The organism is Streptomyces sp. Root431 (assembly GCF_001426585.1).
Taxonomy (GTDB): domain Bacteria; phylum Actinomycetota; class Actinomycetes; order Streptomycetales; family Streptomycetaceae; genus Streptomyces; species Streptomyces stackebrandtii.
The window spans coordinates 187059-212465 of sequence record NZ_LMEI01000001.1; the positions used below are offsets into that span (position 1 = coordinate 187059).

Consider the following 25407-nt stretch of genomic DNA (forward strand, 5'->3'; position numbering starts at 1 on the left):
GCGTCGACGGGGTACACGATGGACATCCCGACCACTTCGTGGCCCGTGGGCACCACCGAACAGCGAAGGAAGAGCGTGGCTCCCGGATCCGATCGCAACCCGATCATCATTGGCGGCCTTCCCAGCCAGGTCCCGGATTTCGACCCGGAAGAGACCCAGGAATGGCTCGACTCCCTGGACGCGGCCGTCGACGAGCGGGGCCGTGAGCGCGCCCGCTACCTCATGCTCCGCCTGATCGAGCGGGCGCGTGAGAAGCGCGTGGCCGTGCCCGAGATGCGCAGCACGGACTACGTCAACACCATCGCGACCAAGGACGAGCCCTTCTTCCCCGGCAACGAGGAGATCGAGCGCAAGGTCCTCAACGCCACGCGGTGGAACGCGGCCGTGATGGTCTCGCGCGCGCAGCGCCCGGGCATCGGCGTCGGCGGTCACATCGCCACGTTCGCCTCCTCGGCCTCGCTCTACGACGTCGGCTTCAACCACTTCTTCCGCGGCAAGGACGAGGGCGACGGCGGCGACCAGATCTTCTTCCAGGGACACGCCTCCCCCGGCATCTACGCCCGCGCCTACCTCCTGGACCGGCTGAACGACACTCAGCTCGACGGCTTCCGCCAGGAGAAGTCGAAGTTCCCGAACGGCCTTTCGTCGTACCCGCACCCCCGGCTGATGCCGGACTTCTGGGAGTTCCCGACGGTGTCGATGGGCCTCGGCCCGCTCGGCGCGATCTACCAGGCGCGGATGAACCGCTACATGGAGGCGCGCGGCATCGCCGACACCTCCAAGTCGCACGTCTGGGCGTTCCTCGGCGACGGCGAGATGGACGAGGTCGAGTCGGTCGGCCAGCTGTCCATCGCCGCCCGCGAGGGCCTGGACAACCTCACGTTCGTCGTCAACTGCAACCTCCAGCGGCTCGACGGCCCGGTGCGCGGCAACGGCAAGATCATCCAGGAGCTGGAGTCGATCTTCCGGGGCAACGGCTGGAACGTCATCAAGCTGATCTGGGACCGCTCCTGGGACCCGCTGCTCGCGCAGGACCGCGACGGCATCCTGGTCAACAAGTTCAACACCACCCCGGACGGCCAGTTCCAGACGTACGCGACGGAGACCGGCGCCTACATCCGCGACCACTTCTTCGGCGACGACCACCGGCTGCGGGCCATGGTCGAGGGCATGTCGGACAACCAGGTCCTGCACCTGGGCCGCGGCGGCCACGACCACAAGAAGATCTACGCGGCCTACGCGGCGGCGAAGGCGCACGCGGGCCAGCCGACCGTGATCCTCGCCCAGACCGTCAAGGGCTGGACGCTGGGCCCGAACTTCGAGGGCCGCAACGCGACCCACCAGATGAAGAAGCTGACGGTCGACGACCTCAAGCGCTTCCGCGACCGGCTGCACATCCCGGTGACGGACCGGCAGTTGGAGGACGGCCTGCCGCCGTACTACCACCCGGGCCGGAACTCCGAGGAGATCCAGTACATGCACGACCGGCGCAACGCGCTGGGCGGGTACGTGCCGACCCGTGTCGTGCGGGCGAAGCCGCTGGTCCTCCCGGACGACAAGACCTACGCGGCGGCCAAGAAGGGCTCGGGGCACCAGTCGATCGCCACCACGATGGCCTTCGTCCGCATCCTGAAGGACCTCATGCGGGACAAGGAGATCGGCAAGCGCTTCGTGCTGATCGCCCCCGACGAGTACCGCACCTTCGGCATGGACGCCTTCTTCCCGAGCGCCAAGATCTACAACCCGCTGGGGCAGCAGTACGAGGCGGTGGACCGCGAACTCCTCCTCGCCTACAAGGAGTCGCCGACCGGCCAGATGCTGCACGACGGCATCTCCGAGGCCGGCTGCACGGCCTCGCTGATCGCCGCGGGCTCGGCGTACGCCACGCACGGCGAGCCGCTGATCCCGGTGTACGTCTTCTACTCGATGTTCGGTTTCCAGCGGACCGGCGACCAGTTCTGGCAGATGGCCGACCAGCTGGCGCGCGGCTTCGTGCTCGGCGCCACCGCCGGCCGCACGACGCTGACCGGTGAGGGCCTCCAGCACGCGGACGGCCACTCGCACCTGCTGGCCTCGACCAACCCGGCCTGCATCGCGTACGACCCGGCCTTCGGTTTCGAGATCGCGCACATCGTCAAGGACGGTCTGCGGCGGATGTACGGCCCGGCCGCCGAGGACGTCTTCTACTACCTGACGGTCTACAACGAGCCGATCCAGCACCCGGCCGAGCCGGCGGACGTGGACGTCGAGGGCATCCTCGCCGGCATCCACCGCTTCAAGCCGGCCGAGGCCGGGTCGATCCCGGCGCAGATCATGGCCTCCGGTGTCGCCGTGCCGTGGGCGATCGAGGCGCAGCGGATCCTCGCCGAGGAATGGAACGTCCGGGCCGACGTCTGGTCCGCGACCTCGTGGACCGAGCTGCGCCGCGAGGCCGTGGCCGTCGAGGAGCACAACCTGCTCCACCCCGACGAGGAGCAGCTCGTCCCGTACGTGACGCGCAAGCTCCAGGGCGCCGAGGGTCCGTTCGTGGCGGTCTCGGACTGGATGCGTGCGGTCCCGGACCAGATCTCCCGCTGGGTGCCGGGCACGTACACCTCGCTGGGCGCGGACGGCTTCGGCTTCGCGGACACGCGGGGTGCGGCCCGCCGCTACTTCCACATCGACGCCCAGTCGGTCGTGCTCTCGGTGCTGACCGAGCTCGCCCGCGCGGGCAAGGTCGACCGGTCGGCCCTGAAGCAGGCCGTGGACCGCTACCAGCTGCTCGACGTGGCGGCCGCCGACCCGGGCGCCGCGGGCGGCGACGCCTGAGTCCGTAGCGCATAGCACCTGGTGAGGGGCGGTGGGGCCGACGGTCTCGCCGCCCTTCGGCGTTCTCTACGATGCCCGGCATGAGGGATCGCTGGGAAGAGCGCACACAGGTGCCGCTGCTGGTGCTGGCCGTGGGGTTCGGCATCGCGTACGCCGTGCCGATCGTCGCCCCCGGCGCCGACCCGTGGGTGCACCGGCTGTGCACCCATGTCGAGTGGGCGGTGTGGGCCGCCTTCGCCCTGGACTACCTGGTCCGGCTCGCCATCGCCCCGGCCCGCTGGGCCTTCGTCCGCTCCCACCCCCTGGATCTGCTCGCGGTCCTGCTGCCGATGGTGCAGCCGCTGCGGCTGCTGCGGGTCGTCTCCACGCTCCTCCTCGTGGGCCGGCGGGCCCGGATGGCCCCGCAGATAACGCTCACCACCTATGTGGCGGGCGCGGTCGTCGGGCTGATGATGTTCGGCTCGCTGGCCGTGCTGCACGTCGAACGGGACGCCCCGGACGGCAACATCAAGACGCTCGGGGACGCGGTCTGGTGGTCCTTCACCACGATGACGACGGTCGGCTACGGCGACCACGCCCCGACCACGGGTCTCGGCCGGGTCCTCGCGGTGGGGCTGATGCTCTCGGGCATCGCCCTGCTCGGTGTGGTCACCGCCAACATCGCGGCCTGGTTCATCTCCCGCTTCGACCGGGACGACGCGGTGGAGCGCCGGCAGACCGAGCTCCTGGAGGCGCTGACCCGGGAGGTGCGGGAGCTGCGCGCGGAGGTCGCCCGGCTGTCGCCGCCGGTGGAGGCGCCCGCGCCGGACGGGGCGCCGGACGTCCCCGCGCCTATCGCTCCCAGATCTTGAACGCTCTGACCTCGTACGGCGTCTGCGGCACCCAGGTCCCCCGCCCCGGGTAGGTCTCGAACTCCCCGGCCTCGGCGCACTCGGCGGACTGGTACGTCGTCACCGGCCGCCCCGTGCGGTTGGCGAGGGACTGGGCCGAGGCGCCCGACGGCAGGGCGACGCAGCTGTCGACGTCCGTCGTGGCCAGCTCGTGGGTCTGCGCCCGGCCCTTGAAGTCGGGCTTGGGCCAGAGGCAGAGCCGCCCGGGCCCACAGGCTCCGAGAGCGGTCCCGGACGGGCCGGCTGCCGCCGGGGCCACCGGGGCCACCGGGGCCGCCGGGGCTGCCGGGGCTGCCGGGGCTGCCGGGGCTGCCGCGAGGAGCCCGAGGAGCGCGATCAGTACGGCGGCGACTGCGGTAGGTGCCGCGACGGCGCGTGTGGTCTTCGTATACATGCTGATGAACCCCCGTTTGGTCACTCTCTGTAATCAAAAGCATGGCGGAGGTGACCCGGAGACGGAAGAGGGGCCGCCCCCGTTCATGCGAACGGGTGACGGCCCCTTACGAGAAGGCGACGGACGTCAGATGTGACCGCCCATGCCGCCCGCCTCCGCGTTCGCGCCGCGCTTGGTGAGCGTGGCGACGAGGGCCGCGACGACCGCGACCCCGCCGGCGACGGTGAAGGCCAGGCCCATGCCGTCCAGGAAGGTGTCGTGGATGACCCCGGAGATCTTGTCGAAGAGGTCGGGGGTCATCCCCGGCGCCTTGGCCAGCTCCGGCGGGGCCATGCCGAACTCGGCGGCCTCCTCCAGCTGCGGGTTGACCGGGGCCGGGATGCCGGCCTCCTTCCAGTTGTCCGCGAAGGAACCGGCCACCTTGGAGGACATGACGGCACCGAGCACCGCCGTACCGAGCGCGCCGCCGACCTGCATGGCGGCCTGCTGGAGACCGCCGGCGACGCCGGAGAGCTCCAGCGGGGCGTTGCCGACGATGACCTCGGTGGCGCCGACCATGACCGGGGCGAGGCCCAGGCCGAGCAGCGCGAACCAGAGGGACATCACCAGCGTGCCCGTTCCGGCCGAGAGCGTGATCATGCCGAACATCGCGACGGCCGTGCAGACCATGCCGCCGACGAGCGGGACCCGCGGGCCGAACTTGGTGATCAGGGCACCCGCCAGCGGCGAGGAGACGATCATCATCGCGGTCAGCGGAAGCAGGCGCAGACCGGCGTCGATCGGGCCGAGCCCCTTCACGCCCTGGAGGTAGAACGTCACGAAGAACAGGCCGCCCATGAAGGCGAAGGCCATGAGGACCATCAGCACCACGCCGGCCGAGAGCGGCACGGAACGGAACATGCCCAGCGGGACGAGCGGCTCCTTGACCCGGGTCTCCCAGAAGGCGAAGACCAGGAAGAGCAGCAGGGCGCCGATCAGGCAGCCCCAGGTCTTGATGTCGCCCCAGCCCCAGTCCGCACCCGCCTGGATGATTCCCCAGATGAGCGAGCCCATCGCGCCGGAGAGCAGCAGGATGCCCACGATGTCGAAGGAGCGCGGCGCGTTCTCGGCGCGGTGGTCCGTGAGGATCACGAGACCGAGCACGAGCGCGATCACACCGACCGGCACGTTGATGAAGAAGACGGACTGCCAGCTGACGTGCTCGACGAGGAAGCCGCCGAGGATCGGGCCGCCGGCCGTCGAGGCGCCGATGACCATGCCCCAGATGCCGATCGCCATGTTCAGCTTCTCGGCGGGGAAGGTGGCGCGCAGCAGGCCGAGCGCCGCCGGCATGAGCAGGGCGCCGAAGACGCCCTGGAGGACACGGAAGGTGATCACGGCCCCGATGGAGTCGGAGAGGCCGATCGCCCCGGAGGCCGCGGCGAAGCCCGCGATGCCGATGAGGAAGGTCTGGCGGTGTCCGAAACGGTCACCGAGCTTGCCGGCGGTGATCAGGGCGACGGCGAGCGCGAGCAGGTAGCCGTTGGTGATCCACTGGAGCTGGCCCAGCGTGGCGCCGAGGTCGGCCTGGATGGCGGGGTTGGCGATGGCGACGATGGTGCCGTCGAGCGCCACCATCATCACGCCCACGGCAACGGCGAACAGGGTCAGCCACGGGTGACCGCGCAGCCCCTTCGTCGGGATCGGAGCGGGTTCCCGGACGCTCCCCTGACCCTGCGGGGCCTTTTCCACGGTGGTCTGACTAGTCATGCGACGAGGCTAATGACAGTCACTGACAATTGACAAAGCGATTCACACGCCGGTAACTGTCACGTAGCTCACAGGTACCCTGACTCGGGCGAAACGCCTGAAATGACAGAGAAGAGGACCCGCGTTGACCGTGCCCGCCCCCGGCCTTCGTGAGCGGAAGAAGCAGCGCACGCGCGACGCGCTGATCCGGGTCGCCCTGGAGCTCTTCACCGAGCAGGGGTACGAGCGGACCACCGTCGACGAGATCGTCGACGCCGTCGAGGTCTCCCAGCGGACCTTCTTCCGCTACTTCGCCTCCAAGGAGGAGGTCGCCTTCGCCGTCCAGCACATGGTGGAGGCGCTGTTCGTGACCGCCCTCGAACAGCGGCCGCCCGGCGAGGGACCCTTCGACGCCCTGCGCCACGCCGTCCTCAGCGCCTGGGACCACGCGGGCGAGGCGATCTCCGAGGCCGTCCCGATCGAGCTGTACCTGCGGACCTTCGAGATGATCGAGTCGACGCCCGCACTGCTCGCCGTCCACCTGCGCCGCTCGGCGGAGACGGAGGAGACGATCGCCCGGATCATCGCCGAGCGGGAGGGGCTCGACGTCGACGAGGACCCGCGCCCCCGGATCGCGGTGGCGGCGTTCAGCGGCGTCATGCGGGTGACCGGCCAGATGTGGGTCCGGGGCACGGACCAGAGCCTGGAGGCCATCCGCGCCCTCACCGAGCGGTACCTCGACCACCTCGGCCCGGCGCTCGCCCCGCACTGGCGGAACAGCGCGCCCGGCGACACCCCGTAACGTCCGAGCGAGACCGATCCAGGCCCGAGCCAGGCCCGATCCGGCCCGATCCGACGACACCCCGTAGGCGTCCCGTACCCCTCCGAAGTGCACGGCGGCACTCTTTGGGCCGGGCGCGTCCGCCCCCGTAGGGTGGCGCCCCGTGACCTCCGCCGATGCCTCGCCCGCCCTCGCAGTGACGCGCGCGCTCCTCGCGCTCGCCGTCGTGTTCGTGCTGCTCGCGATCACCGGGTGGACCACGATCCGGCACCACCCCGAGCCCGGACCGTCCCGCGCCGCCGCGCTCGCCGCGTGGGCGCGCGACCGGGTCGGCCACCGCCCGCTGCCCGACCCGGCGGCCACCCCGCCCCGTACGGTCGCCGCGTTCTTCTCCCGGCTCGGACCGACCGGCGGTCTCCGGCTCGCCGAGCGCCACCCGCTCGTCGTCGGCAATCTCAACGGCGCCCCCGTCGCCCTCCGTTACCGCGCCAACCGGCTCACCCTCGGTCTCGCGCTCGCCGCCGAGCGGGACAGGCTCGACGACCCCCGGCTGTCCGCCGAGGGCCTGCACGAGGCGCGGCGCCGGGTCGACCGCTTCGCCTCCCTGATGCGGCCGGGCCGCCAGGTCCTCGCCTTCGACCCGACGGGCAAGGGGCGCGCGGCCGAGGTCCTCGGCGACCTGGCGCGGGCCGAGCGGGTCTCGGTGATCGTGCCCGGCGTCGACACGACCCTCCTCACCTTCCAGAAGACCCACGGCCGGTACGCGGCTCCCGCCGGCATGGCCCGGGCGCTGTACGCCGCCGAGCGGCGGGCCTCCCCCGACGCCCGGGTCGCCGTCATCGCCTGGGCCGACTACACCGCGCCTGCCGGGGTCGGCGTCGACGCGATGACCGGCCGGCTCGCCGCGAACGGCGCCGTCCGCCTCGTGGAGCTGACCTCGGCGCTGCCCGGGACCGCCCGGGTGGCGCTCTTCTGCCACAGCTACGGCTCCGTCCTCTGCGGGCTCGCCGCACCCCGGCTGCCCGCGCGGGTGACGGATCTCGCCGTGGCCGGCAGCCCCGGCATGCGGGTGGAACGGGCGGCGGACCTCGCCACCCGGGCCCGGGTGTGGGCCATGCGGGACGCGGACGACTGGATCGCCGACGTGCCGCACGTGGAGGTGGGCGGGGTCGGGCACGGCGCGGACCCGGTGGAACCGGAATTCGGCGCGCGGCTGCTCTCGGCGGACGGCGCGGTCGGCCACGGCGGCTATTTCGAGCCGGGGACGAAGAGCCTCGGCAACTTCGCCGCGATAGGCGTCGGGGCGTACCGGGACCTGGTCTGCGCACGTGCCGACAGCGCTTGCCACCACGGAATATCCGGTGCGGAAGGGTCCTGACGCGCGTAGATCACGGAATTTCCCGACCTTTCACAGGGGCGACGCACGGGCACGCGCCGCTTACGATGAGGCGTATGGGTGATGTGCTGGCCGGAATTCATGCCACCTGGGAGTTCGAGAGCGATGCCCTCGTCATCCGCTTCGAACGGGGGAACCGCAATACGCCGAAGCTCTTCGGCGCGCTTCGCGAGCGACGAGTGCCGCACGAGGCGTTGGCGTCCGTGACGCTCACGCCCGGCAAGCGGGGCACCGTCGTGCTGCACGCCGTGCCCAGGCCCGGCGCCGATCCGCTGATGGAGGCGGCCGCGGGGCAGCTCAAGGAGACCTGCGATCCGTACCGCCTGGTGCTGCCGGCGGACCGGGAGACGCTCGCCGAGTACTACCGGGACGAGCTGCGGGCGCTGCTCCCCCGGGACGCGACGGACGGCGCGGACGGCTCCGCCGAAGGTGACGACGCGGCCTTGATGCCCACCGACGGTTTCCTGGTGGCCGCTCCCGCGGGACCGCTGTCCTTCAAGACGTACGACGGGAGGGCGAGCTTCGACGGGATGTCGGAGATCGCTTTCCGCTGGTCCTGGACGGGCGCGTCCTCGGAGAAGTGGAAGGCGGGCGACCAGACCTTCTCCGTACGGGAGCTGAGCGGCGTCGAGTGGCGCTCGCCGGAGATCCTCGACGGGTACCTGCGCCTGGTGCCGCGGGACGGTGCGCCCCGGCCCGCGCAGCCCGACCGGGACCCGGCCTCGGTCGTCTTCGGTCTCGGTCTCGGTCCGGTGCACGAGTCCCTCCCCTTCGCGGCGGCGGTCCTCGCGGCCATCCGGGGCAAGGACCGCGCGCCCGTCGCCGTCCCGGCCGGCGCCCCCGACGCGGCGCGCCGCGACCCCGGGGCGGTCGCGGACCGGATCCGGCACCTGGGCGACCTGCACCGGGCGGGGCTCGTGACGGACGAGGAGTTCTCGGCGAAGAAGGCCGAACTGCTCGCGGAGCTCTGAGGGCACGGAGCTCCTGGGGCGCGGAACTCCGTGCTCCGAGGGCGCGGAGCTCCTGGGGCGCGAGCTCTGAGCGCACGGAGCTCTGAGCGCACGGAGCCCTGAGGGCACGGAGCTCCGAGGGCGCCGGACCCGCCCCGGCCCCACCCCTCACCAGGCCCGATGCCGTACGGACGTCATACCCCGGTATCGGGTCGCGGCCCCCTCCCCGGTATGACGCCCGGGGCCACGGCGGCTGCCTACCCTGGGCGGGTCATGGCTACCGAACAGCGGCACGAGCCGCCCATCCGCCGCCTCGGCCGGTTCAGCGCCCGGTCACGCGAGTTGTTCCAGGGCCTCGGGGCGGCGCTCACCACCCCGACCCCCGGCGCCCCCCTGCTCGCCGAGGCCTCCTCGCGCTGGGTGCGGCTCCTGCCGTACGTCGTCGCGCTCGCCTTCGTCGCCTCGCTGCTGCCCTCCACCGTCACCGTCCTCATCAACGACTACGGCGTCAACGGCGCCCTGGCCGGGGCCATCGCCACCGCGCAGACCGTGCCGCTGCTGCTCGCCGTCTCCCGCCCCCTCCAGGCCTGGTGGGTGATCTTCACCGCCGACGTGCTCGGCGCGCTCGCCCTCCTCGGCTCGGACGGCGTCCACGCCGACCTGTGGCCGTGGACCCCGCCGGTCGTCATCGGCTACTGCGCGCTGATGGTCGCGCTCGGGCTGCGCGAGTCCCGCCGGGCCCTGTTCGGCGTCTGGCTGGCGACCGGCACCGCCGGGTACGTCCTGGAGGCCTTCCGGCCCGACGGCGACACCAGCGTCCACACGCTGCTGCTCGTCCTGAGCGGTGTGCTGCTGCTCCTCACCTCGGCCGTACGCGCCCGGGGCGACGCGCAGCGGCGGCTCGTCGAGCAGGAGTCCATCAACGAGGCCGAGCGCTCCCGCCGCACGCTCCTGGAGGAGCGGGCGCGGATCGCGCGCGAGCTGCACGACGTCGTCGCCCACCACATGTCCGTGATCACCGTGCAGGCGGACTCGGCGCCGTACCGCATCCCGGACCTCCCGGACGCGGCCCGGGAGGAGTTCACCTCCATCGCGACGAGCGCGCGCGAGTCGCTGGCCGAGATGCGGCGGCTGCTCTCCGTGCTGCGCAGCGACGGCAGCGAGGGCGAGCGGGCCCCGCAGCCGGGGCTCGACCGGGTCCAGCAGCTGGTCGAGGCGACGGTACGGGCCGGGGTGCCGGCCGAGCTGTCGCTCGCCGCCGACCTCGGGGACGTGCCGCAGGCGGTGGACCTGTCCGCGTACCGGATCGTGCAGGAGGCCCTCGCCAACGTCGTCCGGCACGCGCCGGGTGCCGCGACCCGGGTGTCGGTGCGGCCCTCGGACGACGGCTGGCTGACGGTCCTCGTCGTCAACGGGCCGGGCGCGGAGGCGGGTTCCGGGGTGGAGCGCGGTGCCACCGGCACGGGGCACGGCCTCGTCGGCATGCGGGAGCGCGTACGGTTGACCGGCGGCTCTCTGGACACCGGGCCGCTGCCGGACGGCGGCTTCCGGGTGGCCGCACGGCTCCCGCTGACGGCGGACCCGGCGCCCGACCCGGCCGCCTACCCGGACTCGGAACCGGACTCGGAACCGGCGCGCTGACCGGCGCGCCGACCGGACCTCCGGCCGGCCCGGCGATACGACTCCGCCCCGCCCCGCCCCCGACCCCCAAGGACCCCGAGTGACCATCCGCGTGATCATCGTCGACGACCAGGCCATGGTGCGGGCCGGTTTCGCCGCGCTGCTCGCCGCCCAGCCCGACATCGACGTGGTGGGCGAGGCGCCGGACGGACGGCAGGGCGTGGACGTGGCCCGGTCGACGCATCCGGACGTCGTGCTGATGGACGTGCGGATGCCGGAGCTCGACGGGCTCGCGGCGGCCCGGGAGATCCTCCACCCGCCGACCGGCGTCACGCACCGGCCGAAGGTGCTCATGCTGACCACCTTCGACGTGGACGACTACGTGTACGAGGCGCTGCGCGCCGGCGCGTCCGGCTTCCTCCTGAAGGACGCTCCGCCCGCCGACCTCATCGCGGCGGTACGGATCGTCGCGGCGGGCGAGGCGCTGCTCGCCCCGTCCGTGACGCGTCGTCTCATCGCCGACTTCGCCGCCTCCCGGCCGGCCCCGCGCAAGGACACCACCGCGCTGCGCCTGAACGGTCTGACCCCGCGCGAGACGGAGGTCCTGGAGCTGATCGCCCGGGGCCTGTCCAACCAGGAGATCGCGGACCACCTGGTCCTCGCGGAGCAGACGGTGAAGACCCACATCGGGCGGGTCCTCGCCAAGCTGGACCTGCGCGACCGGGCGCAGGCCGTCGTCTTCGCGTACGAGTCGGGCCTGGTGACCCCCGGCACGGCCTGACCCCGCCCTCCCGGGCCCGGAGAACCTCGGCCCGTGGAGAACCCCGGCCCGGAGAACCCCCGGCCCCGGAGAACCCCGGCCCGGGAGAAAACCCCGGCCCGTGGAGAACCCCGGCCCGGGGGAAAACCCCACCCCCGTCCGGTGGTTGGCTGCTCCTCCACCCCCTACCCCGGTATCAGCCCGTGGTTGGCCCCCCGGTGTGACGTGCCGTCACCCGTCGTCTTCCTACCTTCCTCTCGCCGACGAAAGAGCGAGAACCGGAGAGGGAGGGCGACACGATGCGCCGCTTCGCGAGGACCCTGACCACCGTGGCCGTGGTGGCGACCGTGATCACCGGGACGGCCGGCTGGGCGTCCGGGAACGCCCAGGAGCCCGTCACCGGCGCCCCGGCCGGGACGGGGGCGTGGCGGGATGCCGGGCTTCCGGACCCCGAGGGGATGAGCCCGGCCGGGACCGCGCGGTTCTTCGCGGGACTCGCTCCCGTACGACGAAGCGAGCTGGCCCGCACGCACCCCACGGTCGTCGGGAACCTCGACGGCGCTCCCCTGGCCCTGCGGTACGAGGCCAACGACCGTGCCGTGCGCGGCCGGTTCGACGGGGCGCGGGTCCTGGCCCACGATCCGCGCGGCCGGGGGCAGATCGCCCTCGTGTACGGGGACCTGGCGCGGGCCGAGCACGTCGCCGTGATCGTGCCCGGCTCCGACACCGACCTCGACCACGTCACGCCGCTCGCGGACATGGCGCGGTCCCTGCACCGGGCGACCGGCGGCCGGACGGCGGTCGTCGCCTGGGCCGGGTACACCACCCCCGTCGGCGTCGGCCTGGACGCGGCCACCGGCCGGCTCGCCGAGGCCGGCGCGGACCGCCTCACCCGCTTCGTCGACGGTCTCGCGGCCGTCAGGCCCGCCGGGGCCGCCGAGCCGTCCGTCTTCTGCCACAGCTACGGCTCCGTCGTCTGCGGCCTCGCCGCCCACGACCTCAAGGCGAAGGACCTCGTGGTCTTCGGCTCCCCCGGGATGCGCGCCGCGAACGTCGCCGAGCTCGGCACCTCCGCCCGCGTCTGGGCGGCGAAGGATCCCACCGACTGGATCGACCGGATCCCGAACGTCGAGCTCGCCGGGCTCGGCCACGGCACCGACCCCACCGACCCGGACTTCGGGGCCCGCAGGATCCCGGCCGAGGACGCCGCCGGTCACGGCGGCTACTTCGCGCCCGGCACCAGCTCGCTCCGCACGTTCGCCGCGATCGCCGAGGGAGACGTCCGATGAGCACGCTGACGACGACGGTCCGGAAGATCGAAGCCGGGACTCCCGCCCACCGCGACCGGGCGATCGACGGGCTCCGCGCCCTCGCCCTGCTCGCCGTGCCGACCGGGCACTGGCTGCTCGGCGGCTTCACCCTCTCCTCCGACGGGGCCATCCACAACGCCAGCCCGCTCGGCACCTTCGCCGGGCTCGCCCCGGTCAGCTGGGTCCTCCAGATGCTGGGGATCTTCTTCCTCGTCGGCGGCTACGCCTCCGTCCTCTCCTACCGGCGCCACAAGGGCTCGACCGGCGAGTGGCTCAAGGGCCGGCTGGCCCGGCTCGGCCGCCCGGTGCTCGGCGTCACCGCCGTGTGGGCGGCGCTGCTCCCCGTGCTCCACTTCGGACTCGACGTGCCCGTCGACACCCTGCGGACGGCGTCCACGCTGGTCATCCAGCCGCTCTGGTTCGTCGGGGTCTACACGGTGGTCACCGCCCTCACCCCGTACTGCGTCCGGGCCGCCCGCCGCCTCGGCGTCTGGGCCGCGGCGCCGCTGCTCGCCTCGGTCGCCGTCGTCGACTTCCTCCGCTACGGGCCGTACGCCGACGCCGTACCGTCCTGGCTGAGCCTGCTGAACATCCTGCCCGGCTGGCTCTTCGCCTATCAGCTCGGCGTCTCCTGGGGTGAGGGCCGGGTCACCCGGCGCCACGCCTGGGCCCTGCTCGTCGGCGGCGCCGCGCTCTTCGCCGCCCTCCTGCTCGCCTTCGGCTACCCGGCGTCCATGGTCGGCGTCCCCGGCGAGGCCCGCACCAACTCCCACCCGCCGTCGCTGCTCGTCCTCGCCCTCGCCGCCGCGCAGAGCGGCGCGGCGATCCTGCTCCGCGACCGGCTCGGCAGGCTCCTGAAGCGGCCCGCGCTGTGGGCGCCGGTCGTCGTGGTCAACCTGTCCGCGATGACGATCCTGTGCTGGCACCAGACGGCGATGCTCGCGGCGGCGATCCCCGGCTCGTACCTCGGGGAGATCCCCGGCCTGGTCGGCGCGCCGGACTCGGTCGGCTGGATCCTGGCCCGGCTGGCGTGGATGCCGGTCTTCGCCGGACTGCTCGTCCTCATCGGGCGGTTCGCCCGGGGCTTCGAGTCCCCGTGGACGAGGACCGGGCCGGCCCGCCGCACCCTTGCGGGGCTGCTCGCGGCGGGCTTCGCGGTCTTCGCCCTGGGGCTGGCGTGAGCGCGGTGTCAGACCTCGCGGGACGCGGACGTGAACCGCATGTCGGGGTAGCGGTCGCCCGCCACCTGACCGGCGATCGGCTCCAGTTCGGCCAGCTCGGCCGCGGTGAGGACGATCCGGGTGGCGGCCGCGTTCTCCTCCAGGCGGGAGCGCTTGCGGGTGCCGGGGATGGGGACGACCGTCAGGCCGTGGACGGCGGACCGCTGCTGCACCCAGGCGAGGGCGATCTGCGCGGGGGTGGCGCCGTGCGCGGCGGCGATCTTCCGGACCGGGTCGAGCAGGGCGGCGTTCCGCTCGGCGTTCTCACCGGTGAACCGCGGCTGGTGGCGGCGGAAGTCGCCGCCCGACAGCTCCTTGCCGGCGTCCGCGAACGCCCCGGTCAGGAAGCCCCGGCCGAGCGGCGAGTACGGCACGAGGGTCACGCCGAGATCGGCGGCGGCGCCGACGGCGCTGCGCTCCACGTCCCGGGAGAAGAGCGACCACTCCGACTGGAGGGCGGCTATCGGGTGCACCGCGTGGGCCTCGCGCAGCTCGGGCCCGGTCACCTCGCTCAGCCCGAGGAAGCGGACCTTGCCCTCCTGGACGAGTTCGGCCATCGCGCCGACGGACTCGGCGAAGGGGACCTCGGGGTCGCGGCGGTGCATGTAGTAGAGGTCGATCGTCTCGACGCCGAGGCGGCGCAGGCTGTCCTCCGCGGCCCGCTTGATGTACGCGGGGTCGTTGCGGACGCCCCGGTAGGCCGGGGCGTCGGCGCGCCGCTCGATGGCGAACTTGGTGGCGAGGGTGATCTCGTCGCGGTGGGCGGCGACGAAGGGCGCGAGGAACTCCTCGTTGGCGCCGCTGCCGTAGACGTCGGCCGTGTCGATCAGGGTGACGCCGGCCTCCAGGGCAGCGTCGAGGGTGTCGCGGGCCGCGGCCTCGTCGGTGTCTCCGTAGAACTCGCTGATGCCCATGGCGCCGAAGCCCTGGACGCCGATCTCCGGGCCGTCCTGCTCCGGGCCGCCGAGCCGTACGGTGTCGATCCTGGTCATGTGGGTGTACCTCCGCAGACGGTCCCGTAATGGCTGATCTTGATGTCGAGCACGGCGAGCGTGTCCTGGAGCTCGGTGATCCGGGTGAGGACGTCCCGCCGGGTGGCCTCCAGGAGCTCGCGCCGTTCGTCCCTGGTGTGGTCGCCCTCGCGGACGAGTTCGGCGTACCGGACCATGTCGGCGACCGGCATGCCGGTCAGCCGCAGCTTGCCGACGAAGGCCAGCCAGCCGAGGTCCCGTTCGCTGAAGCGGCGCTGCCCGGTGTGCGAGCGGTCGACGTGCGGCATCAGGCCGATCCGCTCGTACCAGCGCAGGGTGTGCGCCGTGAGGCCGGTCAGGGCCGCGACCTCGCTGATGGTGTAGTGCGGGCGGGTTCCGCTCGTACTCGCCGCCGTACTCGTGCTCGCGATCGCGCTCATGCCCCCCACGCTAAAACGTTGGAGTGCACTCGAAGCAAGTAGGCTCGGCCCATGCAGAGCAGCAGCGTGCCGAGCCTGGCGTCGATCGAGAACTGGCCCGTCCCCACCGCGGCCGCCGCCGTGGTCCGTGCGGACGGCACCCTGGCCGGGACCCACGGCCCCACCGGGCGGCGGTTCCCGCTCGCCTCGGTCACCAAGCCGCTCGCGGCGTACGCCGTCCTCGTCGCGTACGAGGAGGGGGCGATCGACCTCGACGAGCCCGCCGGGCCCGAGGGCTCGACCGTCCGCCACCTCCTGGCCCACACCTCGGGGCTCGCCTTCGACGAGAACCGGGTGATGGCGGCCCCCGGCACCCGCCGCATCTACTCCAACACCGGCTTCGAGGCGCTCGGCGACCACCTCGCCAAGGCGACCGACATCCCCTTCGCCGAGTATCTGCACCAGGCGGTCCTGGAGCCGCTCGGCATGGTCTCGACGAGCCTGGAGGGCTCGCCCGCCAAGGACGGTGTGTCGACCGTCGACGACCTGGTGCGGTTCGCCGCCGAGGTGCAGGCGCCCCGGCTGCTCGACGCCCGGACCGTCCTCGACGCGATGACCGTCACGTACCCCGGTCTGACCGGCATCCTGCCCGGCTACGGGCACCAGCGGCCGAACGACTGGGGGCTCGGCTTCGAGATCCGCGACGGCAAGTCGCCGCACTGGACGGGCGCCACGTCCTCGCCGCGCACCTTCGGGCACTTCGGGCAGTCCGGGACCTTCCTGTGGATCGACCCGGACGCGCGCGCGGCGTGCGTGGCCCTCACCGACCGGCCCTTCGGGGCGTGGGCGGTCGAGGCCTGGCCGGCGTTCACGGACGCGGTCCTCGCGGACCTGCGCGCGTCCTGACCGGCGGGGCGGTCCGCTAGAGCGTGTCCGCGCAGGTGGTCGGCGTCAGGGAGCCGTCGGGGCCGGTGACGGTCACCTCCGCGAGGCCGAGTCGGTCCCTCGCGTAGACGGTCGTGCACACCAGCTGGCGGACGGCCCCCGGCGGCAGGTCGGTGACCTTGAACGGGGTCCGCAGGCGCAGCAGCCGGCGGCCTTGCGGACCGCCGGTGACCTTCTCCTCCTGGATGTGCGGGATCCCGGGGCCGTGCGGCAGGGCGGTCGTGAGGCCCGCGGCGGCCTCGGCCTCGTTCGGTCCCGCGAGGAGTGCGGCGATCACCTTGTCGTCGGCCGCGCGTGCGCGGGCCAGGGCCTTCTCGTCGATCTCGTAGCCGGGGCCGAATTCGTCCAAGGGGACGCGCTCGTCCTCCGCGTGGCCGGGCAAGGAGGTGGGGTCCGGGATTCGGGGCCCCGACTCGCGGACCACCGGCACGGAGCGGCCCTGCGGCCCGAGGAAGAACAGCACCGTCCGGGTCTCGGGGATCGGCGAGACCACGACGGTCGCGGCGCCGCCCGCCTCGACGACGTCGCTCTCCTGGATCCCGCACGCGGCCAGCGGCAGGAGCCCGGCCAGCGCCGCGGCCGCCGCGACGGCCGCCCGGCGGCGGGTCACAGCGGAATCCTCACGGTGAAGACGGCGCCGCCGCCGGGATCGTTGGCGGCCTCCACAGTCCCTCCGTGCAGGCGTACGTTCTCCAGGGTGATCGCGAGGCCGAGGCCGCTGCCCGCCGAGCGCGTCCGGGCCGGGTCCGCCTTGTAGAAGCGGTCGAAGACGTGGGGCAGGACGTCCGGGTGGATGCCGGGCCCCCGGTCGGAGACCTCCGTCACGAAGTGGTCCTCCGCCTCGTACACCCGGACCGTCACCGGCGCGCCGCCGTGCCGCAGGGCGTTGCCGACGAGGTTGGCGACGACGACGTCGAAGCGGCGCGGGTCGAGGCGGGCCCTGATGCCCGGGACGAGGTCCTGGACGACGGCCGCGGGGTCGGTCCAGTGCCGGTTCTGGAGGGTCTTGCGGACGCAGTCGGCGGCGTCGACCTCGTCCGTGTGGAGCTCGGCGGCGCGCGCGTCGAAGCGGGAGATCTCCATCAGGTCCTCCACGAGGACGGCGAGCCGGCCGGTCTCGGCGCTGATCAGCCGGACGGCGCGGGCGGTGTCGCTGTCGAGGGTCCCGGAGTCGGCGTCCTCGTCGAGGACCTCGGTGACGGCGAGCATGCCGGCGAGCGGGGTGCGCAGTTCGTGCGAGACGTCGGAGGCGAAGCGGCGGGCGCGGGCCTCGGCTCGGCGGAGTTCGGCGACGGACCGTTCGAGCGCGGCGGCGGACTCGTTGAAGGTGCGGGCGAGGTCGGAGAGTTCGTCGCTGCCCTTGGCCTGGATCCGGGTGTCGAGCCGGCCGCGGCCCATGTTGTGGGCGGCGAGCCGCAGCTCGCGTACGGGGCGGAGGACGCCGCGCGCGGCGAGGAGCGCGGGGATCAGGGCGACGGCGAGGGCGGGGAGGGCGCCGTCGCGGGCGGCGGCGACCATCGCCTCGATGTTGGCTTCCTCCTCGTCGAGCTCCAGGACGGCGTAGTAGACGAGGCCGGTGTGCTGAGCCGCGTCCTCCTTGGCGAAGGCGTGGAAGAGGGCGGGCACGGCCATGGTCAGGTACGGGGTGCCGTTCTTGACGACGCGCTGGAAGCTGCCGTGCGGGGTCGCGACGGACGCGTTGGCCCGGGCCCGCAGCTCGGGGGTGATGACGGAGGAGGTGGGGCGGTCGGTGGAGGAGACGCGGAGGGTGCCGTACTCGGCGTAGACGCGCCAGGGGCGGGGCTTGCCCTGGCGGGCGATCAGGAGGACGTGGCTCTTGAGGGTCTCGGCCTCGGGGGGCAGGGAGGTGCGCATGTTCTCGACCTGCTCGCGGAAGGCCGAGACGGCGGTGTCCTGGGTCTGTTCCAGGATGGCGTTGCGGGCGGCCCGGTAGGTGAGGGCGGCGGTGGTGCCGCAGCCGACGGCGGCGACCAGCAGGAACGCGAGGACGAGCCGGGTCCGCAGGCCGAAGGGGCGGCGGCGGGGGCCGCGGGCCCTGCGGCGACGCCGGGGGGCCGGTTCGGGTTCCGGTCCGTGGCCGGCGGCCGGCGCGTGCCCGGCCTCCCGCTCCGGACCCGTACGGGTCTCCGCGCCCGCCTCCGCACCCGCCTCCGCGCGGGTCTTCACGCGGGTCTTCACGCGGGTCTTCACAGGGGACCGAAGCGGTAGCCGAAGCCGCGCAGGGTCTGGATGTAGCGGGGTTCGCCGGGGGTGTCCTCGATCTTGTTGCGCAGGCGGCGGACGCAGGCGTCGACCAGCCGCGCGTCGCCGTGGTAGCTGTGCTCCCAGACGTGTTCGAGGAGCTGCTGTCTGCTGAAGACCTGCTCGGGCGCGGCCGTGAGGTGGAGCAGCAGCTTCAGCTCGGAGGGGGCGAGGCCGAGCCGCTCGCCCGACTTGGCGACGGTGAGTCCGGCCCGGTCGACGGCGAGCTCGCCGTGGAACTCGACGCTCGGACGGCCCGCGCCGGGCTCCTCGATCCGCCGCAGCACGGCCCGGATCCGCGCCTCGATGACCTCGGTACGGGCGGGCTTGACGATGTAGTCGTCGGCGCCGGCCTCCAGGCCTATGACGACGTCGAAGTCGTCGCCGCGGGCGGTGAGCATGATGATCGGGAGCTGGCTGCTCTCCCGGACCCGGTGGCAGACCTGGACTCCGTTCATGCCGGGGAGCATCAGGTCGAGGAGGAGCAGGTCCGGCCGGAACTCCCCGAGGGCGGCGAGCCCGGCTTCCCCGGTGGCCGCGGTCCGTACCTCGTGCCCGCGGCGGCGCAGCCCGAGTTCGACGCCCTCCCGGACGGAGGGGTCGTCTTCTATGAGGAGCACGCGGGGCATCTGTGGAGTATCCCAGGATCGTTCGGGCCCTCCCCGTGAGGGGGGCGGTGGGGTCAGGCGGCCTTGCGCGCGAGCGAGCGGAGGCGGGTGGTGCCGGTGGCGAGGAGGGCCTGCGTCTCGGTGAGACGGAGGGGGCGGGCGAGCAGGGCGAAGACGGCGAGGACGGTGAGGCCTCCGGCGAGCCCGGCGACGACGGCGCCGGCCGCGCCGGTCAGGTCGGCGACGCACAGGCCGTATCCGGCGGCGGGGACGGCGGCGACGAGGAGCCGCGCGAGCGCGGAGCCCGCGCCGCCGCTCTCCCCGGCGGCGTCCCGGCCCGCGGTGCCCCGCAGCCGGCGCCCGAGGACGTACGCCGTGAGGGCCCAGCCCGCCCACAGGGCGAGCGAGTAGCCGGCGGCCATGCCCGCGACGGCCCAGTGGGTCGGCAGGTAGTGGTACGCGGCCAGGGAGAGCCCGGCGTTGAGGCCGGCGATCACCAGGTTGAGGAGGAACGGCGTGCGGGTGTCGCGCAGGGCGTAGAAGGCGCGGGTGCACACGTACTGGCCGGAGAGGGCGACGAGGCCGGGCGCGAAGGCGATCAGGATCCAGGACATCGCGCGGACGTCGTCGTCGCCGGTCTGCCCGTACCCGAAGACCACGGTCATCAGCGGGACGGCGAGGGCGAGGAGCGCGCAGGCCGCCGGGACGACGGCCGCCGCGCTGGTCCGCTGCGCGTAGGCGACGTCCCGGCGGACGCCCGCGAGGTCGCCGTCGGCGGCGGCGCCGCTCATCCGGGGCAGCAGCGCGGTGACGAGGGAGACGGTGATGATGCCGTGCGGGACGGTCCACAGCAGATAGGCGTTGTTGTACGCGGCGAGGCCGCCGCCGCCCGAGGTGTCGGAGCCCGAGGAGGTGGCGAGCCAGGTGGTCACCCAGTACGCGCCCTGGTTGGTGAGGACGAGCAGCACCAGCCAGCCGGCCGCGCGCAGCGGCGCGGCGAGGCCGCTGCCGCGGAAGTCGAAGCGCGGGCGCCAGCGGAAGCCGGCGGCGCGCAGCGAGGGCACGAGGGCGAGGGCTTGGACGGCGATGCCGGCGGTGGTGCCCCAGCCGAGGAGGGCGGTCTCGCCGGAGGTGAGCTCGCCGCCGTCGCTCGCGACGAGGAAGAGGCCGAAGACGGCGACGACGACCACGTTGTTGAGGACGGGGGTCCACATCATGGCGCCGAACCGGCCGCGGGCGTTGAGGACCTGGCCGAGGAGGGTGAAGAGGCCGAGGAAGAGGATCTGCGGCAGGCAGGTCCGGGCGAAGGCGACCGTCATCTCGCGCTGTGCGCCGGTGTAGTCGGTGTACGTGTCGACGATCAGCGGCGCGGCGAACACGGCGGCCGCCGTGAGGACGGTGAGGGCGAGCCCGCAGAGCGTGAGGAGCCGGTCGGTGTAGGCGACGCCGCCGTCCTCGTGCTCCTTGGCGGCCTTGACCAGCTCGGGGACGAAGACGGCGTTGAGGGCGCCGCCGAGGAGCAGCATGTAGACGATGGTGGGGACGGAGTTGCCCACCGCGTAGCCGTCGGCGACGGCGGCCGCGCCGAGCGCGGCGGCGACGACGGAGGCCCGGACGAAGCCGGTGGCGCGGGAGACGAGCGAGCCCGCGGCCATGAGGGCTCCGCTGCGGAGCGCGGAGGGTGCCTTCGTCTTCGGGCGCTCGGCGGCGGTGAGCGTGGCGGCCGGGCTCGTCACCGGCGGGCCAGATATGCCTGGAAGGCGCGGAACAGCGCCCCGTTGGTCGTGCCCTGCATCGGAATCTCCCACTCCCCCAGCGTCTCGACGACCTGTCCGCCCGTGCCGAGCTTCCAGCGCAGGAGCCCGTGGGCGCGGTCGCCCGGATCGAGGGTGGAGGGTACCCCGCGGAGGTCGTACACCGCGGCGCCGAGGGCGTGGGCGTCGAGCATCATGCGCCACTGGAGGGCGTTGGAGGGGCGGACCTCGCGGCGGTGGTCGGCGGAGGCGCCGGTCTGGTACCAGACGCGGGCGCCGACGGTGACCATGGTGTGGGCCGCGAGTATCTCGCCCTCGTGGCGGGCGAGGTAGAGGCGCATGCGGCCGGGCTGTTCGGCGTTGAGGACGGCGTACTGGCGCTCGTAGTAGGCGAGGGAGCGGCCGAGCCGGAAGCCGTCGCGCTCCTCGGTGATGCGCAGGAGCCGGTAGAACTCGGGCAGGTCGGCGGCGGAGCCGATGGTGATCTCGACGCCGGACTTGCCGGCCTTGCGGACGTTGCGCCGCCACTCCTGGTTGAGGCCGGACCAGAGGTCGTCGGTGGAGCGGCCGGCGAGCGGGACCTGGAAGACGTGCCGGGGCTGGGCGTCGGCGCCGTTCTCGGAGTCGCCGCCGCACTTGCGCCAGCCGCGGGCCCTGAGGCGTTCGGCGACGACGGTGCCGAGGGGGTCGACCTCGTCGGCGAGGACGTCGGCGAGACGGCGGCCGGGGCCGGTGGCGGCCTTGGCGGTGGCGGCGGTCCAGCGGCGGTACGCGGGCCCGGGGCCCATGCGGACGGCGAAGACGCCGGAGGCGCGCAGGTGGCCGAGGAGCGGGGAGAGCCAGCCGTCGATGTCGGGGTCGGACCAGTCGGCGACGGGCCCTTCGGGGAGGTACGCGAAGTACTTGCGGGTGCCGGGAAACTGGCGGAGCAGGACGAGCGCGACGCCCGTGAGATCGCCGGAATCCGGTCCCCAGCCGAGGAGTTGGTGACTCCAACCGTCCTTCACCTGAGCCCAGGAGGGCAGTTGGAGGAAGCTGGGGCCGTCCGCCCCGGTGCCCCGGGAGGCGAGGAACGCACGGTACGTCTCGGGTGTCACGGGGCCGAGCCTGACCGGGCCCGCGGGGGCGCGGCGGTCGGTGGGTGCGGCCGTCACGAGCAGCGCTGACACAACGGGAGCCTCCTGGTTCCGCCCCTCGGTGGTGGGGCGCACAGCAGGCTCACAGCCGAATTCGACGGGTGCGCGCGGTGATTGTGACCGGACGATGACGGTTGCGCCGCAGCCCTTGTCACACGGGCTCCCGGCCGCCCGCGGGCGGCGTTCGCGGCTTACAGTCCGGAACATCCCCCCTTCTTCCTTCCCTTCTCTCCTCTCGCGGAGGTCTTCCGTGCTGCCGATACGCACATCCCGTTCCGCCCGTCCCGTTCTCGCGGCCGTCGCACTGGGCGTCTCGCTCACCGCCTGCTCCGCCCAGGCGGCGAGCGGCCCCGGCTCCTCGAAGTCGCAGGCGCCCGCGTCGGCGGCGGCCCCGGCGAAGGTGACGGTCGTGGACCCGGCGGCCGGCCGGCCGGTCTCGGTGACCGCCTCGGGCGGCACGCTCGCGGTGGTGAAGGTCGCCGACGCGGAGGGCGGGGTCCTCGTCGGCCGTACGGGGGCGGGCGGGACGAGCTGGACGTCGGACCGCAAGGCGGCGCCGGGCACCTCGTACACCGTGGAGGTGACGTCCCGTACCGCCGACGGCAAGGAGGCGACCACCCGGTCGTCCTTCGAGACGCCGGAGCCGAAGGAGGTCAACAAGCTGACCCTGGCGCCCGGCAAGAACACGACGGTGGGCGTCGGGCACCCGCTGTCGATCGTCTTCGACCTGCCGGTGACGCGGAAGGCGGACGTGGAGCGCCAGCTGAAGGTCACCACGTCGAACGCCACCGAGGGCTCCTGGGGCTGGGTGAAGGACTACTCGGGCCGCGACCGGGCGGACTGGCGGCCCCGGGAGTACTGGAAGCCCGGCACCAAGGTCACCCTCGAAGCGGACCTGAACGGCACCGACTCGGGCGGCGGCTGGTTCGTCCGGGACTACCGCACCGGCTTCACCGTCGGCGCCTCCCAGGTCGTCAAGGTCGACCTGGACCGGCAGAAGCTGACCCTGGAGCGGGACGGGCGCGCGGTGCGCACGATCCCGGTCTCCGGCGGCACCCCGGGCGGCGACAAGCGGTCCTGGCGGGGCACGGCGGTCCTGATGGCGAAGGAGGGCACCATCAACATGAACTCGGAGACGGTGGGCCTCGGCGACGCCTACGACAAGATGGTCGACCACTCGATGCGGCTGACCTGGTCGGGCATGTACGCGCACGCGGCCCCGTGGAACGCGGCGTACTTCGGCAAGGCCAACAAGAGCTCCGGCTGCATCGGCATGAGCGACGAGAACGCCGCGTCGTTCTACGCCCAGGTGAACGTCGGCGACCCCTTCGAGATCACCGGCCGCGACACCAAGGGCACGGTCGCGGAGGGCAACGGCTACGGGGCGTGGAACCTGAGCTGGGCGCAGTGGAAGGCGAAGAGCGCCCTCGCCTGAAGGATCAGCCCAGGTCCTTGCGCGGGTCCCGCATCCCCCAGATCAGGACCTCCGCATCGGTCGTGGCGACGAGCGTGCGGCCTTCGCCACCGGTGATCCGGGCCGCGTCGCCGGGGCCGAGCTCGTCGTCGTCGAGCTTGACCGTGCCGCGTACGACATGGACGTACGCGAGGTCGGCGGCCGGTACGGCGGTGTGTTCCCCGGCCGCCGGCCGCAGGACGTGCAGCCGCGCGCCCGCCGCCGGCAGGTCGTACGGCCCGTCGAGACCGCGGACCACCTCGTACGAGGGGTCCCCGCCGGGCGCGTTCGGCGCGAGCCACATCTGCACGAAGACCAGGGGCGTGCCGGCGTCGTTGCGTTCGACGTGCCGGACGCCGCCGGCGGAGCTGAGCCGCTGGAGGTCGCCCGGGCGGACGACGGTGGTGTGACCGGCCGTGTCGTGGTGGGTGAGCTCGCCCTCGACGACCCAGGTGACGATCTCGGTGTGGCTGTGCGGGTGCTCGTCGAAGCCCGCGCCCGGCGCGAGCCGCTCCTCGTTGCAGGCGAGGAGCGCGCCGAAGCGGAGGTTGTCGGGGTCGTAGTACGGCCCGAAGGACAGGGCGTGGCGGGTCTCGATCCCGGCCGCCGGTTCGCCCCCGGGATACCGCTCGTCCGCCCGCTGGATGCGTGTCACGGTACGTACGGTAGTGCGGGCGCCCCGGGCGAATCCGCCCCGCCCCCGCATACGGGTGGCCTGATAAGGCAGTCTTGTCCCCGTGCCAGAACCCACGAACGCCGCTCATCCGCACTCCGCGACCCTGAAGCGCCTCGAACAGTCCTCCGGGAGGCTCGCCGCCGGCGCCATCGCCCGCATGGACGAGACGCTGCCGTGGTACCGGGCGATGCCGCCCGAGAACCGTTCGTGGATCGGTCTGGTCGCCCAGGCCGGCATCGCCGCGTTCACCGAGTGGTTCCGGCACCCCGAGACGCCGCAGGCGATCTCGACGGACGTCTTCGGCACCGCGCCCCGCGAGCTGACCCGCGCGATCACCCTGCGCCAGACCGTGGAGATGGTCCGCACGACCATCGAGGTCATGGAGTCGGCGATCGAGGAGGTCGCCGCCCCCGGTGACGAGTCCGTGCTCCGCGAGGCGCTGCTCGTCTACGCCCGGGAGATCGCCTTCGCCACGGCCCAGGTGTACGCGCAGGCCGCCGAGGCCCGCGGCGCGTGGGACGCGCGCCTGGAGTCGCTCGTGGTGAACGCGGTGCTCTCCGGCGAGGCCGACGAGGGCGCCGTCTCCCGGGCCGCCGCCCTCGGCTGGAATTCGCCGGACCACGTCTGCGTGATCCTCGGCACCGCCCCCGACGGGGACAGCGAGCTGACCGTGGAGGCGATCCGGCGGGCCGCCCGCCACGCCAAGCTCCAGGTCCTCACCGGCGTCCTCGGCGACCGGCTCGTCGTCATCGCCGGCGGCAACGACAACCCCCTCGCCGTGGCGAAGTCGCTGATCGGGCCGTACGCGCCGGGGGCGGTCGTGGCCGGTCCCGTCGTCCCCGACCTGCTGGCCGCGACCCGCTCCGCGCAGGCCGCGGCGGCCGGCCTCAAGGCCTGCACCGCCTGGCAGGACGCGCCCCGCCCGGTCCTGGCGGACGATCTCCTCCCGGAGCGCGCCATCGCCTCCGACCCTTCGGCGCGCGAGCAGCTGGTGGAGGAGATCTACAGACCGCTGGAGGAGGCGGGCTCGGCGCTCCTGGAGACGCTGAGCGTCTACCTGGAGCAGGCGAGCAGTCTCGAAGGCGCGGCGCGCATGTTGTTCGTGCACCCCAACACCGTGCGCTACCGGCTTCGACGTGTGACCGACGTCACCGGTTGGTCACCCTCCGATGTCCGCTCGGCGTTCACGCTGCGGATCGCGCTCATTCTCGGACGCTTGGCCGACGGAGATCCCCAGTCCTAGACTTTTGTCGAAGACCAACAATTCCCCCGACGGTTCTTCGTCCTTGTCCTCACGGGCGCTGGGAGCCGTCCGCAAGAGAGAGT

At 73.2% G+C, this 25407-nt stretch carries 22 protein-coding genes; 12 read left to right on the top strand and 10 right to left on the bottom strand.

Translation table 11 applies throughout. The features are described from left to right. The first annotated feature begins 75 nt into the window (after nt 1–75). Together aceE and ASC82_RS00885 are read left to right on the top strand one after the other, a co-directional pair. Complete coding sequence (aceE, locus tag ASC82_RS00880) at nt 76–2808, top strand: pyruvate dehydrogenase (acetyl-transferring), homodimeric type (RefSeq protein ID WP_056639980.1); 2733 nt, start codon at nt 76–78, stop codon at nt 2806–2808. Nucleotides 2809–2888: 80 nt separating this feature from the next. After that, nucleotides 2889–3659 carry a potassium channel family protein gene (locus ASC82_RS00885; RefSeq protein ID WP_242427502.1) on the top strand — a complete coding sequence of 257 codons (771 nt, stop codon included), beginning with the start codon at nt 2889–2891 and terminating at the stop codon, nt 3657–3659. Here ASC82_RS00885 and ASC82_RS00890 read toward each other — a convergent pair. Continuing rightward, nucleotides 3640–4092 (bottom strand): peptidase inhibitor family I36 protein, encoded by a 453-nt coding sequence (locus ASC82_RS00890; RefSeq protein WP_056639986.1) that lies wholly within the window; start codon nt 4090–4092, stop codon nt 3640–3642. The genes ASC82_RS00885 and ASC82_RS00890 overlap by 20 nt on opposite strands. Nucleotides 4093–4218: 126 nt before the next feature. Then, complete coding sequence (locus ASC82_RS00895; protein WP_056639989.1) at nt 4219–5841, bottom strand: MFS transporter; 1623 nt, start codon at nt 5839–5841, stop codon at nt 4219–4221. Between the two features lie 130 nt (nt 5842–5971). Between ASC82_RS00895 and ASC82_RS00900 the strand changes: the two genes are divergently transcribed. The 7 genes from ASC82_RS00900 (at nt 5972) to ASC82_RS00930 (ending at nt 13818) form a co-directional block, all read left to right on the top strand. Further along, the gene (locus ASC82_RS00900) at nt 5972–6622 is read left to right on the top strand and encodes a TetR family transcriptional regulator (RefSeq protein WP_107105807.1); all 651 of its coding nucleotides are present in this window, start codon (nt 5972–5974) and stop codon (nt 6620–6622) included. A gap of 142 nt (nt 6623–6764) precedes the next feature. Next, entirely contained in the window at nt 6765–7979 is a 1215-nt protein-coding gene (locus ASC82_RS00905; protein WP_056639995.1) for an alpha/beta hydrolase, read from the top strand. A gap of 74 nt (nt 7980–8053) precedes the next feature. Then, the gene (locus ASC82_RS00910; protein WP_056639998.1) at nt 8054–8968 is read left to right on the top strand and encodes a DUF4429 domain-containing protein; all 915 of its coding nucleotides are present in this window, start codon (nt 8054–8056) and stop codon (nt 8966–8968) included. A gap of 252 nt (nt 8969–9220) precedes the next feature. Next, nucleotides 9221–10588, top strand: coding sequence for a sensor histidine kinase (locus tag ASC82_RS00915; RefSeq protein ID WP_242427503.1), 1368 nt, complete (start codon nt 9221–9223; stop codon nt 10586–10588). A gap of 79 nt (nt 10589–10667) precedes the next feature. After that, on the top strand, nt 10668–11348 hold the full coding sequence (locus ASC82_RS00920) for a response regulator transcription factor (protein ID WP_056640003.1): 681 nt from the start codon (nt 10668–10670) through the stop codon (nt 11346–11348). Between the two features lie 278 nt (nt 11349–11626). Then, nucleotides 11627–12616 carry an alpha/beta hydrolase gene (locus tag ASC82_RS00925; protein ID WP_056640006.1) on the top strand — a complete coding sequence of 330 codons (990 nt, stop codon included), beginning with the start codon at nt 11627–11629 and terminating at the stop codon, nt 12614–12616. Then, nucleotides 12613–13818 carry an acyltransferase gene (locus tag ASC82_RS00930; RefSeq protein ID WP_056640009.1) on the top strand — a complete coding sequence of 402 codons (1206 nt, stop codon included), beginning with the start codon at nt 12613–12615 and terminating at the stop codon, nt 13816–13818. The genes ASC82_RS00925 and ASC82_RS00930 overlap by 4 nt, the downstream gene beginning before the upstream one ends. A gap of 8 nt (nt 13819–13826) precedes the next feature. On the opposite strand, the gene ASC82_RS00935 is transcribed toward ASC82_RS00930, so the two are convergent. Together ASC82_RS00935 and ASC82_RS00940 are read right to left on the bottom strand one after the other, a co-directional pair. Beyond that, a complete protein-coding gene (locus ASC82_RS00935; protein WP_056640012.1) occupies nt 13827–14849 on the bottom strand; it encodes an aldo/keto reductase in 1023 nt (340 codons plus the stop codon). Beyond that, nucleotides 14846–15268 (bottom strand): MerR family transcriptional regulator, encoded by a 423-nt coding sequence (locus ASC82_RS00940; protein ID WP_056640014.1) that lies wholly within the window; start codon nt 15266–15268, stop codon nt 14846–14848. The genes ASC82_RS00935 and ASC82_RS00940 overlap by 4 nt, the downstream gene beginning before the upstream one ends. A gap of 51 nt (nt 15269–15319) precedes the next feature. Between ASC82_RS00940 and ASC82_RS00945 the strand changes: the two genes are divergently transcribed. Beyond that, nucleotides 15320–16153: a serine hydrolase domain-containing protein gene (locus tag ASC82_RS00945; RefSeq protein WP_056640017.1), complete on the top strand. Its 834-nt coding sequence runs from the start codon at nt 15320–15322 to the stop codon at nt 16151–16153. Nucleotides 16154–16169: 16 nt separating this feature from the next. Here the strand turns inward: ASC82_RS00945 and ASC82_RS00950 are convergent, their stop codons facing one another. The 5 genes from ASC82_RS00950 to ASC82_RS00970 are packed head-to-tail and all read right to left on the bottom strand — an operon-like array spanning nt 16170 to nt 21985. Next, entirely contained in the window at nt 16170–16802 is a 633-nt protein-coding gene (locus ASC82_RS00950) for a hypothetical protein (protein WP_056640020.1), read from the bottom strand. Beyond that, entirely contained in the window at nt 16799–18391 is a 1593-nt protein-coding gene (locus ASC82_RS00955; RefSeq protein WP_242427504.1) for a HAMP domain-containing sensor histidine kinase, read from the bottom strand. The genes ASC82_RS00950 and ASC82_RS00955 overlap by 4 nt, the downstream gene beginning before the upstream one ends. A gap of 8 nt (nt 18392–18399) precedes the next feature. Then, nucleotides 18400–19083, bottom strand: a complete 684-nt coding sequence (locus ASC82_RS00960) for a response regulator transcription factor (RefSeq protein WP_056640023.1) — start codon at nt 19081–19083, stop codon at nt 18400–18402. A 53-nt stretch (nt 19084–19136) separates the two neighbouring features. Continuing rightward, nucleotides 19137–20798 carry a murein biosynthesis integral membrane protein MurJ gene (gene murJ / locus ASC82_RS00965; RefSeq protein WP_056640026.1) on the bottom strand — a complete coding sequence of 554 codons (1662 nt, stop codon included), beginning with the start codon at nt 20796–20798 and terminating at the stop codon, nt 19137–19139. Further along, nucleotides 20795–21985 (bottom strand): peptidoglycan bridge formation glycyltransferase FemA/FemB family protein, encoded by a 1191-nt coding sequence (locus tag ASC82_RS00970; RefSeq protein ID WP_056640029.1) that lies wholly within the window; start codon nt 21983–21985, stop codon nt 20795–20797. Before ASC82_RS00970 ends, murJ begins: the two co-directional genes overlap by 4 nt. Before the next feature lie 217 nt (nt 21986–22202). Here ASC82_RS00970 and ASC82_RS00975 point away from each other — a divergent pair, with 217 nt between their 5' ends. Beyond that, nucleotides 22203–23387, top strand: a complete 1185-nt coding sequence (locus tag ASC82_RS00975; RefSeq protein ID WP_056640032.1) for an Ig-like domain-containing protein — start codon at nt 22203–22205, stop codon at nt 23385–23387. A gap of 4 nt (nt 23388–23391) precedes the next feature. Here the strand turns inward: ASC82_RS00975 and ASC82_RS00980 are convergent, their stop codons facing one another. Then, entirely contained in the window at nt 23392–24060 is a 669-nt protein-coding gene (locus ASC82_RS00980) for a pirin family protein (RefSeq protein WP_056640035.1), read from the bottom strand. 82 nt (nt 24061–24142) lie between these two features. Here ASC82_RS00980 and fasR point away from each other — a divergent pair, with 82 nt between their 5' ends. Next, nucleotides 24143–25324 carry a fatty acid biosynthesis transcriptional regulator FasR gene (fasR, locus tag ASC82_RS00985; RefSeq protein ID WP_056640038.1) on the top strand — a complete coding sequence of 394 codons (1182 nt, stop codon included), beginning with the start codon at nt 24143–24145 and terminating at the stop codon, nt 25322–25324. Nucleotides 25325–25407: the final 83 nt, after the last annotated feature.

Excerpts from the sequence above, each read along its gene's own strand:
- ASC82_RS00930 (WP_056640009.1), top strand. The coding sequence starts at position 12,613 with ATGAGCACGCTGACGACGACGGTCCGGAAGATCGAAGCCGGGACTCCC.
- ASC82_RS00915 (WP_242427503.1), top strand. The coding sequence starts at position 9,221 with ATGGCTACCGAACAGCGGCACGAGCCGCCCATCCGCCGCCTCGGCCGG.
- ASC82_RS00945 (WP_056640017.1), top strand. The coding sequence starts at position 15,320 with ATGCAGAGCAGCAGCGTGCCGAGCCTGGCGTCGATCGAGAACTGGCCC.
- ASC82_RS00960 (WP_056640023.1), bottom strand. The coding sequence starts at position 19,083 with ATGCCCCGCGTGCTCCTCATAGAAGACGACCCCTCCGTCCGGGAGGGC.
- ASC82_RS00940 (WP_056640014.1), bottom strand. The coding sequence starts at position 15,268 with ATGAGCGCGATCGCGAGCACGAGTACGGCGGCGAGTACGAGCGGAACC.
- ASC82_RS00925 (WP_056640006.1), top strand. The coding sequence starts at position 11,627 with ATGCGCCGCTTCGCGAGGACCCTGACCACCGTGGCCGTGGTGGCGACC.
- ASC82_RS00910 (WP_056639998.1), top strand. The coding sequence starts at position 8,054 with ATGGGTGATGTGCTGGCCGGAATTCATGCCACCTGGGAGTTCGAGAGC.
- ASC82_RS00935 (WP_056640012.1), bottom strand. The coding sequence starts at position 14,849 with ATGACCAGGATCGACACCGTACGGCTCGGCGGCCCGGAGCAGGACGGC.
- ASC82_RS00885 (WP_242427502.1), top strand. The coding sequence starts at position 2,889 with ATGAGGGATCGCTGGGAAGAGCGCACACAGGTGCCGCTGCTGGTGCTG.
- ASC82_RS00895 (WP_056639989.1), bottom strand. The coding sequence starts at position 5,841 with ATGACTAGTCAGACCACCGTGGAAAAGGCCCCGCAGGGTCAGGGGAGC.
- ASC82_RS00890 (WP_056639986.1), bottom strand. The coding sequence starts at position 4,092 with ATGTATACGAAGACCACACGCGCCGTCGCGGCACCTACCGCAGTCGCC.